Below are 12590 nucleotides of genomic sequence, written 5' to 3' on the forward strand. Positions count from 1 at the left end.
AAGAAACTTCGACAGACGGTAGGCAAACCATGCAACGCGAATCGTCGGTGGGCGGCTTCCGGCCGTGTAGGACCGGGCAGGGCGCGCCGCGAAAAACCCCCGTCGCTACTTGACCGAGCCCGAGGTCAAGCCTTGCACCATGTAGCGCTGCATCCACGCGAACAGGATGGCGACAGGCACCACCGCGCAGATGGCCGCCGCCATGACCAGTTCCCACTGCACCACGTACTGGCCCGCGACCATGTTGGTGACGAGCACGGTCAGCGTCTGCTTTTCAGTGGAGCGGATCAGGGTGTAGACCACCGCGAACTCGTTCCACGCGTTGACGAAAGTGACCAGCGCCGTCACCGCCATGGCCGGCAATGCCAATGGCAGGAACACCTTGCAGACCGTGCGCACCGGCCCCGATCCTTCGAGCCAGGCCGACTCTTCCAGGTCGCGTGGAATGGTCTCGAAGTACGAGGTCATCATCCAGACGGCAAAGGCGATGCCGAAGGCGCCATAGGCGATCACGACGGACAGCCGCGAATCGGTCATGTTGCTGCCGTCGAACCAGGGGATGCTGGCCGCCATCTTGAACAGGCCCACCACCAGCAGCACGGGCGCGATCATCTGCGTCACGAGCAAAAACTGCCGGTAGCCGCCCTGGCCGCGAAACTTGAGGCGCGCCAGCGCATACGCGGAGGGAACGCTGACGGCAATCGTCAGCACCGTGGCCGAGAGCGAAACCAGCAGGCTGTTGAACAGCGCGCGCCCGAAGCCCGTCTGGGTCCACATGGCGGAGAAATTGCTCCACTGCCATTCCTGGGGCAGCCATCGCGCGGGATAGACGTAGATCTCCGAAGCCGGCTTGAGCGCCGTGAGAAACATCACCGCCAACGGAAAGACCACCACGGCCACCAGCGGCAGGAGCAGCAGCCAGCACCAGAGGCTGCGCAGGAGCTTGTCTTTGCGGATCATGCGGCGGCCTTCCCCGCCTGCCGTTTTTGCAGGCGGACATACAGCACGGTGAAGACCAGCAGCAAGGCGAGCATCACGAGCGAGATGGCGGCAGCTTCGCCGGGGCGGCCCAGGCGGAACCCCAGCTGGTACAGCCAGGTGACGAGGATGTGCGTGGCGTTGTCGGGCCCGCCCTGCGTCATGATCCAGATGATGGGAAAGGAGTTGAAGACGTAGATCACGTTCAGCACGATGGCCATGTGGATGAATGGCTTGAGCAGCGGCAGCGTGAGGCGGCGAAACTGCTGCCAGCGAGAGGCGCCCTCGATGCCGGCCGCTTCATAGATGTCCTGCGAAACGGACGACAGTCCACCCAGAAAGATCGTGACGGTGAAGGGAATGGACACCAGGATGCCCACGCCCACTTCCACCCAGAAGGCGAGATGTCCATCGGCCAGCCAGTTGATGGGCTCCTGGATGATCCCGACCATCGCGAGGCTGGCATTGACCATGCCGTACTGGCCATTGAAGGACCAGGTCCAGACGATGGCCGTCATCGTGAGCGACACCGCCCAGGGCAACATCACGATGGTGCGCGCGATGCCCCGGCCGTAGAAGTCCTGCTGCAGGATGAGCGCCACGGGAATGGCGCACAGCACCGCGCCGCCGACGACGCACACCGTCCATTGCACGGTGCGCCACACCACATGGCCGAACACCGGGTCGGTGAACACGGTGCGAAAGTTGTCCAGGCCATTGAAGGCGCGCAGCAGCCCGAAGCGCGAGATGTCGTGCACCGACTGGAACACCAGCGTCGACAGCGGATAGGCAAGGATGAAGACTGTGAGCAACAGGCTCGGCGCAATCAGTCCCCAGGCCAGGACAGGGCTTCGAACGGAATTCTGCATAGGGCGATACGGTCGAAATAGGCGTGCGTGCGGCACGCGGGAAGGAAGGACGCAATCAAGAAAGCAGGAACGCACGGCCGGGGCTGCCGTGCCCCGGCGGCTTGTTTATTTCCTGTTGAGCTTGGTGTTGGCTTCGGCCGCGGCCTTGTCCAGCGCCGCCTTCGGCTCCGCCTTGCCCTGGTAGATGGCCTGCAGTGCATTGGTGACGGCCTGTGCCGAGTCTTCCCAGCCGGCGACCAGCGGTGCAAAGCGCGCGTTGGGCAGCAGCGTCACGAATTCGGACAGCACCGGGTCGTCCTTGAACACGGGGTCGTTGGCCACCTCGCGTGTCACCGGCATGAAGCCCTCGGCCTGATCGAACTTCAACCGCGCGGCCTTGGAGAACATGAAGCCGAGGAATTTCTGGGCGGTTTCCTTGTTCTTCGATGTCTTGAACATCATGATCGAGTCGGTCACGCCGAAGGTGATGTCCTTTCCACCGTTGGGCACGCCGGTGATGCCGTATTTCAGCTTGGGTGCGTCCTTGGCGATTTCCTTGGCCAGGGGCGGCAGCGAAATGACCATGCCCAGGCGCCCCTGCTTGAACAGGTTGTGCAGGTCGTAGCGCGTGTTGCCGGCGACGCCGGGCTCGGTCAGGCCCTGGTCGATCATGCTTTTGTAGAGCGTGGCGGCCTTGACACCGGTGGGCGAATTGAATGCGGCCTTGTTGGCAGAATCCAGCACATCGCCGCCCATGCTCCACAGCGCGTAATAGAAATAGGTGTCGGTGTCCAGGTCCTTGCCCTGAATTCCGTAGCCGTAGGCGCCGGTGGCCTTTATCTTTTTTGCGGCGGCAATCACGTCGTCCCAGGTTTTGGGGCCATTGGGAAAACCTGCCTTGCCCAGCAATTCCTTGTTGTAGAACATGGCGCGCACGCTGGCCGCAATGGGCAGTGCGTACGCTTTTCCATTGATATTCCCAGCATTCAGGAATGCGGGAATGAAGCGGTCCTTGAAGGCCGCATTGGCATAGCTGTCCACGGGCTCCACGAGGTCGTCGTTCACGAAATCGCCGACCCAGCGGGTGGCGACGTGGGCCAGGTCGGGCGGATTGTTGCTGGCAATTTCCGCCTGCAATTTCTGCTGCATGTTTTCCCAGCTTCCCACCTCGACCTTGACCGTATCTCCGGGGTTGGATTTTTCATATTCCCGGGCCAGGGCTTCCAGCCAGGGCCGCGTATTGTCGCTGTAGCTGGACATGGCGATCCGAATGTTTCCCGCGTGGGAATTGAATGCGGAAAGGCCAAAAAGAATTGCACTGGTCAATAGAATGGTATTTCGCTTTTTCATGTTCATTTCCTCGTAAACCATTGAAAATAAAATCAATCAATTCCTGATCCGGTCGCGGTCGGTGCTTGCGCTTTTTCATCTTACGGGTGCGCGGGAGGATTGTAAAAGATGGAGTTAACCCTTGACTTCTAAAAAACAGAACCCTGCGTGCTAAATATTGAAGGCCAAATGGCTGGAATTCCCTGTAATCTTCAAATTCGAGTGCGAATTGCGTCCGGCAATTCGCTGTCGCTCGAATTGGAGCGATATTGGCAATTCATACGGCGCATCCTGTGGAAAAAACAATTCAGACCCCGTCTCCTGCTCGCCAGGAGGCCTCGCCTGCCGGAAAACCCGCATCCGGCGCCCCCCCTTCCCGGCGTGTGACGCTGGTCACCGGCGCCGCTGGCGGCATCGGGCAGGCCCTGTGCCGCCGCGTGCTGCAGGCCGGCGACCGGCTGATCGCGCTGGACCACGATGCGGGCGCGCTGCAGGGCCTCGCGGCCGCGCTGGCCGGGCAAGGCGTGAGCGCCGAAGACCTGGCGCGGCTGCACCCCCTGGTCGCGGACATCACCGACTGCGCGGCCCTTGGCGAGAAAGTGGCCGCAGTCGCCGCCGACATCGGCCCGGTGGATGTGCTGGTGTCGAACGTGGGGGCGGCGCGCGGGCCGACGCTGCGCAAGACCACGCCGCAGGATTGGCAGGCCGACATCCACCTCAACCTCAATGGCGCATTCCACTGCGTGGAGGCGGTGCGCGAGACGATGATCCAGCGCCGCAGCGGACAGCTGGTGCTGATCGGCTCGGTCAACGCGCTCACGACGCTCGGCCACCCGGCCTACAGCGCCGCCAAGGCCGCCCTGGTCAGCTACACCCGGTCGCTCGCCATGGAGCTGGGCGCCTACGGCATTCGCGCCAACATCGTGCTGCCGGGCACCGTCAAGACAGCCGCCTGGCAGGCGCGGGCCGACAAGAACCCGCAGGTGTTCGAGCAGTTGAAGAAGTGGTATCCGCTGGGCGACTTCGCGACACCCGACGACGTCGCGGACGCCGTGCTGTTCCTGGCGTCGCCCGCCGCGCGCGTCATCACGGGCGTGGCGTTGCCGGTGGATGCGGGCCTCATGTCGGGCATCCGTCCCATGGCTCGCGAAATCACCGTCGAAGACTACTGAGCCGCGATCCCTTTCCACAGACACAAGGAGACCCCATGGCTCAGGTTCAACTCAAGCAACTGCGCAAGGATTTCAATGGCGTGCCCGTCGTGCACGGCATCGACCTGGACATCGCGCACGGCGAGTTCGTCGTGCTGGTCGGTCCCTCGGGCTGCGGCAAGTCGACGCTGCTTCGCATGATCGCGGGGCTGGAGCCCATCAGCGGCGGCGAGCTGCGCATCGCCGGCGCACGGGCCAACGATTTGCCGCCGCAAAAGCGCAACATCTCGATGGTGTTCCAGAGCTATGCGCTCTACCCGCACCTGTCGGTCTACGAGAACATTGCCTTCGGCCCGCGCACGCGCGGCGAAGCGGAAAGCGACTTCCGCCCGCGCATCGAAAAAGCCGCCGGCCTGCTCAACCTCACGCCCTACCTGGACCGCTTGCCGCGCGCGCTCTCGGGCGGGCAACGCCAGCGCGTCGCCATGGGGCGCGCCGTGGTGCGCGAGCCCGCGCTGTTCCTCTTCGACGAACCGCTGTCCAACCTGGATGCGCAGTTGCGCGTGCAGATGCGCGCCGAGATCAAGGCCCTGCACCAGCGCCTGGGCAACACCATGGTCTATGTCACGCACGACCAGGTGGAAGCCATGACCATGGCCGACCGCATCGTGGTGCTGCGCGCGGGCCGGGTGGAGCAGGTGGGCGCGCCGCTGGAACTCTACGACCGGCCGGTCAACCGCTTCGTGGCGGGGTTCATCGGATCGCCCGCCATGAACTTCACGCAAGGGCAGGTGCATCGCGAACATGGCCGCACCTGGCTCGCGCTGCCCGACGGGCAGGCCTGGAATCTCCCGACGTCCGGGTGCACGCCGCTGCTGGCCGACGGACAGCGCGTGCTGCTGGGGCTGCGGCCCGAGCATCTGCAGTTGGGCCCGGAGGGCCTGGCGCTGCGTGTGATCCTCACGGAGTCGACCGGTGACAAGACGCAGATCTACGGCACCGTGGCTGGCAGCGAAACGCCCTGGTGCGTGTCCGTTCACGACCGCGTGGCACCGAAGCCGGGTGACCTGGTGCACCTGCAGGTCCGCGATGCCGCCTCGACCCATTGCTTCGATGCGGAGACGGAGCGCCACGTGGGTGTTGCTGCCGCGGCGCACGCCGAGTACAGGCCGGTCGCCACCGGCGTGGAGCGAAGCGGCACCGGCAGCGAGGGGCTGCGCCATGCCGCAGAGGTCGCGTATTCGTATGGCTAGACCGTGAGCTGCAGCGGCATGTCAAAAACCGAAACGGGAAACTACATCGGCGGGCGCTGGTCCACCACCGCCGAGACCATGCCGGTGGTCAACCCGGCCAATGGCGAAACCATCGCGGCCGTGCCCAGGTCGAGCCGCGAGACGGTGAACGAGGCGGTGGCCGCCGCCAGGGCCGCCGCCTTCGACTGGGCCGCCACCCCTGTGTTCGAGCGCGCCGCCATGTGCATGGCGATCGCGGCCGCCATCGATGCCGGGCGCGAGGCCATCGCGCACACGCTGTCGCTCGAGCAGGGCAAGGTCCTGGCCGAGGCCCGGGGCGAAGTCGCCAAGGCCGCCGACGGCTTCCGGCTCGCCGCCGAACTCATCAAGCAGATGGGCGGACAGACGCTGCCTGCGGAAGACCCGGGCAAGCTGGTCATGACCATCCGCCAGCCGCGGGGCGTGTATGGCGTCATCACGCCCTGGAACTTCCCGGTCAACATTCCGGTGGAATACCTCGCGCCCGCCATCGCCACCGGCAACAGCGTGGTGTGGGTGCCCGCGCCGTCCACCGCACTGGTGGCCTGCGCGCTGATGGCGGCCATGCAAAGCGCGGGCCTGCCCGCCGGCGTCGTCAACCTGGTGACGGGCGAGGGCGCCACCGTGGGGGATGCGGTGGTCGTGCATCCGGACGTGACCGCCATCGCATTCACCGGCAGCACCGCCACGGGTCGACAGATCGCCGAGCGAGGCGCCGGAAAACCCATGCTGCTGGAGCTCGGAGGCAACGGGCCCCTGATCGTCTTCGAGGATGCAGACCTCGATGCGGCCGCCGCCGCCGCCGCGGGCGGTGCGTTCTTCAATGCGGGGCAGGTGTGCGCGGCCACAGGCTTCGTGCTGGCCCACGCCTCCGTGGTGGACCGCCTCTGCGAAAGGCTGGTCGCCAGGGCCGCCGAACACGTCCTGGGCAATCCCTTGGATTCCGCCACGACCATGGGGCCGCTCAACAATGCCAAGGTGGCGGCCAAGGTCCTAGCCCATGTGGACGATGCGGTGGCGCAGGGCGCACTCCTTTTGCACGGCGGCCGCGCGCGGCCCGACATGGGCAGCGACCTCTTCTTCGAGCCCACCGTTGTCCGCGACGTCACGCCGGACATGCGGCTCTGCCGGGAGGAAACCTTCGGCCCCGTCGTGCCGGTCGTTGCCTTCCAGGACGAAGCCGAGGCCCTGGCGCTGGCATTGCAGAACGCCTACGGACTGTCGGTGGGCGTTTTCACCCAGGACATCAGCCGCGGCATCGCGATGGCGAAGCGGATTCCCGCCGGCATCGTCAACATCAACGCGGGGACGACCTGGTGGGAAATCCACCTGCCCTTCGGCGGCGGCTCCGGAAAGCAAAGCGGCATGGGCCGGCTGGGCGGCATGCACACGCTGGAGGCGATGACCGAGATCAAGATGATCACGGTCACGCTGCCGGGTTGAGCAGCGCGTGCGGGCCCGCAACTATTTCGTTCGTCCTCTCGAGGGCGCACGGGGAGCGGCGGCACGCCCTGGCTTCAGTGGCCGCTGCCACCCCTGCATGTAGGCGATCAGCGACTGCGACAGGTGATTGGCCGCGAGCGACAGGCGTCGGGAATAGCTCGCGACCAGCGTGGCGCGCGCGGATCGCAGCGACGCATCGGTGAGGGGAATGGCCACCACCGTGCCGGCCTCGATCAGCGGGGCGACCACGTCGCTCGGCTGGAAGGTGATGAGGTCCGACTCCGCCACCAGCCGGCTCGCAAAGGAAAGGGAGTTGGTCTCGACGGCGATGTTCAGCTTGAACTTGCCCTTGGAGCTCACGCGGTCGACCAGCTGGCGCAGGCCGAAAGAGCGGTCGGGCAATGCAAGAGGGGTGTCGGCGACCTGCGCGAGGGTGCAGCTGCGCTCCTGTGCGAGGGGATGCTGCGGCGACGCGATCACGCACAGGGGCTGGTCGATCTTCTGCAGCTCGATGAGGTCGGGCCGCGGCGAGGCGCCGAACAGGATGCCCAGGTCGTACTTGTGCTCCGCCACCGACTCGCCCACCGCATGCGAGCCCATGAGGTCGAGCGAGAAGGTGATGCCCGGGTGCGTGCGGATGAAGTTCGGCATGAAGCTGGTGAGCAGGCCGTGCAGGATGCCTTCCACGCATCCCACCCGCACATGGCCCTTGGCCAGCGTCTCGTACTCGTGGATCTGGCCCTTCAGGTCGGCCAGCTGCGTCTTGTTGTCCTGCGCATAGCGCAGCAGCAGCTCTCCGGCCGCGGTGAGGGCCATGCCCCGCGCATGGCGCTCGAAGACGGGCACGCCCAGTTCGTCTTCCAGCAGCGCGATCTGCCGACTCACGGCGCTCTGGGCCACGAAGAGCTTTTCCGCCGCCACGCGCACCGAGCCAAAGGCCGCGACTTCGTAGAAGTACCGAAGGGTTGTGGATTCGATCATGCGCGCACTCTACGGGATGCAGGGGCCGGTGTTCGCGAGCGTCAGGCCGCGGTGCGCGCTTGCCGCGTGAGCATCCGGCCCGCGCGTGCGAGCACCTTCGCTTCGCCACCGCCACCGCGGTACGCCAGCACGCCGTTCACGTACACGCGTTCGACGCCTTCGCTCACGCCGCGCGGCTTGTCGTAGGTGGCGGTGTCGGCGATGGTCTCGGGGTCGAACACCACGACGTCGGCCATCGTGCCGACGCGCAGCAGGCCGCGGTCGGCGATGCGCAGGTTGCGTGCGGTCATGCCGGTCATCTTGTGCACGGCCTGCTCCAGCGTGAACAGGCGGCGCTGGCGCCAGTAGCGTGCGAACACGCGCGGGAATGCGCCCCAGAGGCGCGGATGCGGATGCTTGTCGTGCGGCAGGCCGTCGCTGCCGATCATCGTGAGCGGATGCGCGATGACGCGCTCCACGTCTTCCTCCTGCATCAGGAAATAGCAGGCGCCGCCGGGCTTCAGGCGAAGCGCGGCTTCCTGCTGCGTCACTTCCCACTCGCTTGCAATGTCGGAGATCAGGCGGCCGGTCATCTCCGGACAGGGTTCGGACCAGGTCAGCAGCACGTCGATGACGCCGTCCACCATGTCTTCGCGCAGCACGGTGGAACCTGCGACGTAGGGGTACACGTCCATCGCGATCTGCTGGCGCTGCGAAAGCGCCTCGATCAGCGGCAGCGTCTCCTTGGTGCGGCCCCAGTTGGCCGGGCTTGCGCATTTGTGGTGCGAAATGATCAAGGGCACGCCGGCCTCGAAAGCCGAGTCGCCGGCCTCGTGCAGCGCCTCGATGATCTGCTGCATTTCGCTGCGCAGGTGCGTGGCGTACACGCCGCCGTGGCGCGCCACGACGCGCGCGAGCGCGGTCACTTCCTCCGCCGGGGCGGCAAAAGCTTCTTCGTAGAACAGGCCCGACGACATGCCATGCGCGCCATCGGCCATGCAGCTGTCGAGCAGCGCTTCCATGCGCGCGAGTTCGTCGCCGCTGGCGGGCCGGTCGAGCGCCTGCATCGTCGCGAAGCGCAGCGTGGTGTGGCCGACGAGTGCAGCCACGTTGAGCGCGGGCTGCGTCGCATCGACGGCGGCGCGGTACTCGGCCATGGTCGCGTGCTTGAACGAATCGGCACCCAGCAGTGTGAGCGGCGGCTTCGACTGCGGCGTGCGGTACGGCGCGAGCGAGATACCGCAGTTGCCCGTCACCACGGTGGTGATGCCCTGCGACACCTTGGGCAGGCACAGCGGGTCGCGCAGCACGATCGCATCGTCGTGCGTGTGCGCATCGATGAAGCCGGGGGCGATCACCTTCGCGCGGCAATCGACCACCTCGACATCGGCGAGTGCGAGGCCTTCGGGCAGCCGCCCGCGCAGGCCTTCGCCGAGCGCGAGGATGCGGTCGCCCTGCAGCAGCACGTCGCCGGGCCACGAAGGGCCGCCGGAGCCATCCACGATCAAGCCGGCTTCGAGCAGCGTGGCGCTGCTGCTGTTCTTCTGTGGGTTCATGGCTGGGTTCGCTGTCTCACTCAGAAATGGATGACCACGGCATCGGTCACGCGGTAGTCGTTCTCGACCACGGGCATCCAGTGCCATTTGTCGAAGGTGGTGCAGGGGTGCGAGATGCCGAGACCGACACGGTCGCCGACCTTGGGCGCCAGCGCTTCGTCGGCCGCGTCCCAGCGCAGGTAGGCGTGCTGGTCGTTGAGCGCGGTGACGCGCCAGCTCTCAGGCACGGCGTGCGGCTGCAATGCTCCGCGCGCCGCGCGCCCGATGGGAATGGGCATCGACATGTCGAAGGAAATGTCGCGCTTGCCGACCGAGAGAATCGCCAGGCCCGGCTCGGGGCGCGATTGCACGTTGGCCCAGACCTCCATCGCGGGCGTCAGGCCTTCCCCGCACCCGCAGCCCATGCGCTCGTCCACCACGTTCACCATGCGCTTGTAGAAGCCGTGGTCGTGCGTCACATAGCAGCCCGAGCGCAAGAGACCGCGCACCGGCGAATTCAGCGCGGGCTTCAGGCGCCCGGCCACGAGGTCGAAGATGGCCGAGCCGCCGGCCGAGACCAGCACCTCGTCGGCCTCGAAGAGTTGGTGCGCATCGCAGTGGCGCGCCACTGCTTCGATCCGGTCCATCAGTGCCTTGGCGAAGGCGGCATCCGCCTCGGTCGATCCGGTGGCGTTCAAGCCTTCGTAGCTCTCGATGCCCACCAGCTTCGCGGCGCTGCTGGTACGCAGCGCGCTGGCAACGGCAATCGCTTCGTCGTGTGTGCGGCAGCCGGTGCGCCCTCCTTCGACGCCGATCTCGATCATCACTTCGAACGGCACGCTCGCCGGATGGCGCCTGGCCCAGTCTTCGATGAGTGCGAGCTGCGCGATCGAATCAACGAGGAACACGACGCGAAGCCCCGCATTCGCGCTCAGCAGCATCTGGATGCCCGCCAGGTCCTCATCGCTCACCACCTGGTTGGCAATGAGCGTGCGGCGCGCCCCGGCCGCCACGCCCACGGCCAGCTGCGTGACGGTCGCAAAGGTCAGCCCCCACGCCCCCGCATCCAGCTGGCGCTGGAAGAGCTGCGGCGACATCGTGGTCTTGCCGTGCGGCGCCAGGTCGATGCCCCACTCGCGCACGCGCGACTGCATCCACGCGAGGTTGTGCTCCAGCGCCTCGCGCTTGAGGATGGCCAGCGGCAGCGGCAGGTCGCCGGCCAGCACGTTCCAGCCGGCCGCACCGACTTCGCTGCGCAGGCGCGGCGGCTGGGTGCGCGGATAGCCCTTGAAGTTGCTGCCCAGCAGCGGATCGTTGAAGTTGGTGGTGGCGGTGTCTGTCATGGTCGTGGTCGTCATGCGGCAATGTTGGAGAGCAGCTCCTTGCGGATGCAGGCGCTGTAGTGTCCGGGAGATATCTCGTCGAGCGACGGCACCGTCTGCGCGCAGGCCTCGATGGCGTGCGGGCAGCGCGTGCGGAACACGCAGCCCGAAGGCGGCGAGATCGGGCTCGGAATGTCGCCCTTCAGGGCAATACGTTCGGTCGCCATCTCTGGATCGGGCTTCGGGCTCGCCGCCAGCAGCGCCTGGGTGTAGGGGTGCGAAGGCCGCGCGAAGAGCTCCTCGGTCTCGGCCACCTCCATCACCTTGCCCAGGTACAGCACCACCACCCGGTCGCACAGGTACTCGACCACATCCAGGTCGTGCGAGATGAACAGCATGGTCAGGCCCAGGCGCTCGCGCAGGTCCGCCAGCAGGTTGATGACCTGCGATTGAATGGACACGTCCAGCGCCGACAGCGGTTCGTCCGCCACGATGAACTCCGGCTCCACCGCGAGCGCCCGCGCCACCCCGATGCGCTGGCGCTGGCCGCCCGAGAACTCGTGCGGGAAGCGGCTCGCATGCTCGGCGCGCAGGCCCACGGTCTCCAGCAGCTCGGCGATGCGCTTGTCGCGTGCGGCCGCCCCCTTGTGCAGCCCGTGCGTGGACAGCGCCTCGCCCAGGATCGCGCTGATGCGCATCTTCGGGTTCAGGCTCGCGTACGGGTCCTGGAAGATGATCTGCAGCTTGCTGCGCAGCTTTCGCATCCGCTCCCCCGAGAGCCCGCCGATGTCCTCGCCGCGGTAGAGCACCTGGCCCTCGGTGCGCTCGACCAGCCGCAGCACGGTGCGCCCGATGGTGCTCTTGCCTGAGCCCGATTCGCCGACCAGGCCCAGCGTCTCGCCGGGGTGGATCGCGAACGACACGTCATCGACCGCGCGCACCGGGCGGTCGCTGCTGCCGAAGTATTTCTTCAGGCCGCGGACTTCGATCAAGGGAGAAGAAACAGAAACAGCGGTCATGCGACCCTCGCGAGTTGGGCATCGGGCTGCACCCGGGTGCAGCGTGCCTGGCGGCCCGGGCGGATGTCGATCAGCGGCGGCATCGCTTCCCTGCAACTGGCCTGCGCCAGGTCGCAGCGCGGCTCGAAGGCGCAGCCGGGCGGTGGCGCCAGCGGGCTCGACACCTGGCCGCGGATCGCAAAGAGCCGCTTGGGCTTCGGTTGCCCCGGCAATCTCGCCTTGCCCGGCAGGCAGGCCAGCAGCCCCTGCGTGTACGGGTGCTCGGGCTGCGCGAACAGCGGCCGCACCGGCGCGCTCTCGACCACGCGGCCCGCATACAGCACCACCACATCGTCCGCATGGTGCGCGACCACGCCCAGGTTGTGGGTGATGAAGAGGATGCTCATGCCCGTCTCGGCCTGCAGGCGCCGCATGAGTTCGAGGATCTGCGCCTGGATGGTCACGTCCAGCGCCGTCGTGGGCTCGTCGGCGATCAGGAGCGTCGGGTCGCACGCCATGGCCAGCGCGATCATCACCCGCTGGCGCATGCCGCCCGAGAGCTGGTGCGGGTACTCGTGCAAGCGCTGCGCCGCGGCCGGAATCTCCACCAGCTCCAGCATGCGCAGCGCATGCGCGAGCGCGGCCTTGCGGTCCAGTCCCTTGTGCAGCCGCACGCTCTCGGCGATCTGCTCGCCGATGGTGAAGACCGGGTTCAGGCTGGTCATCGGCTCCTGGAAGATCATCGACAGCTGGTT

Annotated in this window: 11 protein-coding genes; 3 read left to right on the forward strand and 8 right to left on the reverse strand. The window is 66.6% G+C overall.

The window, feature by feature from the left end; all coding sequences use genetic code 11:
- Positions 1-105: 105 nt before the first annotated feature.
- The 3 genes from J2W23_RS30985 to J2W23_RS30995 all read right to left on the reverse strand — a co-directional run bounded on the left by J2W23_RS30985 (position 106) and on the right by J2W23_RS30995 (position 3182).
- A complete protein-coding gene (locus J2W23_RS30985) occupies positions 106-960 on the reverse strand; it encodes a carbohydrate ABC transporter permease (protein ID WP_307651448.1) in 855 nt (284 codons plus the stop codon).
- A complete protein-coding gene (locus tag J2W23_RS30990) occupies positions 957-1847 on the reverse strand; it encodes a carbohydrate ABC transporter permease (protein ID WP_307651449.1) in 891 nt (296 codons plus the stop codon). Before J2W23_RS30990 ends, J2W23_RS30985 begins: the two co-directional genes overlap by 4 nt.
- A gap of 105 nt (positions 1848-1952) precedes the next feature.
- On the reverse strand, positions 1953-3182 hold the full coding sequence (locus J2W23_RS30995; protein ID WP_373424010.1) for an ABC transporter substrate-binding protein: 1230 nt from the start codon (positions 3180-3182) through the stop codon (positions 1953-1955).
- A 356-nt stretch (positions 3183-3538) separates the two neighbouring features.
- Between J2W23_RS30995 and J2W23_RS31000 the strand changes: the two genes are divergently transcribed.
- The 3 genes from J2W23_RS31000 to J2W23_RS31010 are packed head-to-tail and all read left to right on the forward strand — an operon-like array spanning position 3539 to position 7020.
- Positions 3539-4327 (forward strand): SDR family oxidoreductase, encoded by a 789-nt coding sequence (locus J2W23_RS31000; protein ID WP_307651451.1) that lies wholly within the window; start codon positions 3539-3541, stop codon positions 4325-4327.
- Between the two features lie 35 nt (positions 4328-4362).
- Positions 4363-5559 carry an ABC transporter ATP-binding protein gene (locus J2W23_RS31005; RefSeq protein ID WP_307651452.1) on the forward strand — a complete coding sequence of 399 codons (1197 nt, stop codon included), beginning with the start codon at positions 4363-4365 and terminating at the stop codon, positions 5557-5559.
- 18 nt (positions 5560-5577) lie between these two features.
- Positions 5578-7020: an aldehyde dehydrogenase family protein gene (locus J2W23_RS31010; protein ID WP_307651453.1), complete on the forward strand. Its 1443-nt coding sequence runs from the start codon at positions 5578-5580 to the stop codon at positions 7018-7020.
- Positions 7021-7041: 21 nt separating this feature from the next.
- Here J2W23_RS31010 and J2W23_RS31015 read toward each other — a convergent pair whose 3' ends face one another.
- The 5 genes from J2W23_RS31015 to J2W23_RS31035 form a co-directional block, all read right to left on the reverse strand.
- A complete protein-coding gene (locus J2W23_RS31015) occupies positions 7042-8001 on the reverse strand; it encodes a LysR family transcriptional regulator (protein WP_176659912.1) in 960 nt (319 codons plus the stop codon).
- 41 nt (positions 8002-8042) lie between these two features.
- Positions 8043-9536, reverse strand: coding sequence for an N-acyl-D-amino-acid deacylase family protein (locus J2W23_RS31020; RefSeq protein WP_307651454.1), 1494 nt, complete (start codon positions 9534-9536; stop codon positions 8043-8045).
- A 20-nt stretch (positions 9537-9556) separates the two neighbouring features.
- On the reverse strand, positions 9557-10873 hold the full coding sequence (locus J2W23_RS31025) for an amino acid deaminase (protein WP_307651455.1): 1317 nt from the start codon (positions 10871-10873) through the stop codon (positions 9557-9559).
- The gene (locus J2W23_RS31030) at positions 10870-11856 is read right to left on the reverse strand and encodes an ABC transporter ATP-binding protein (RefSeq protein ID WP_307651456.1); all 987 of its coding nucleotides are present in this window, start codon (positions 11854-11856) and stop codon (positions 10870-10872) included. The genes J2W23_RS31025 and J2W23_RS31030 overlap by 4 nt, the downstream gene beginning before the upstream one ends.
- Positions 11853-12590 (reverse strand): ABC transporter ATP-binding protein (locus J2W23_RS31035; RefSeq protein WP_307651457.1); only part of this gene is annotated, 738 nt, incomplete at its 5' end. The genes J2W23_RS31035 and J2W23_RS31030, both read right to left, overlap by 4 nt.

This window comes from Variovorax boronicumulans, from assembly GCF_030812215.1.
GTDB classification, from domain to species: Bacteria; Pseudomonadota; Gammaproteobacteria; order Burkholderiales; family Burkholderiaceae_C; genus Variovorax; species Variovorax boronicumulans_C.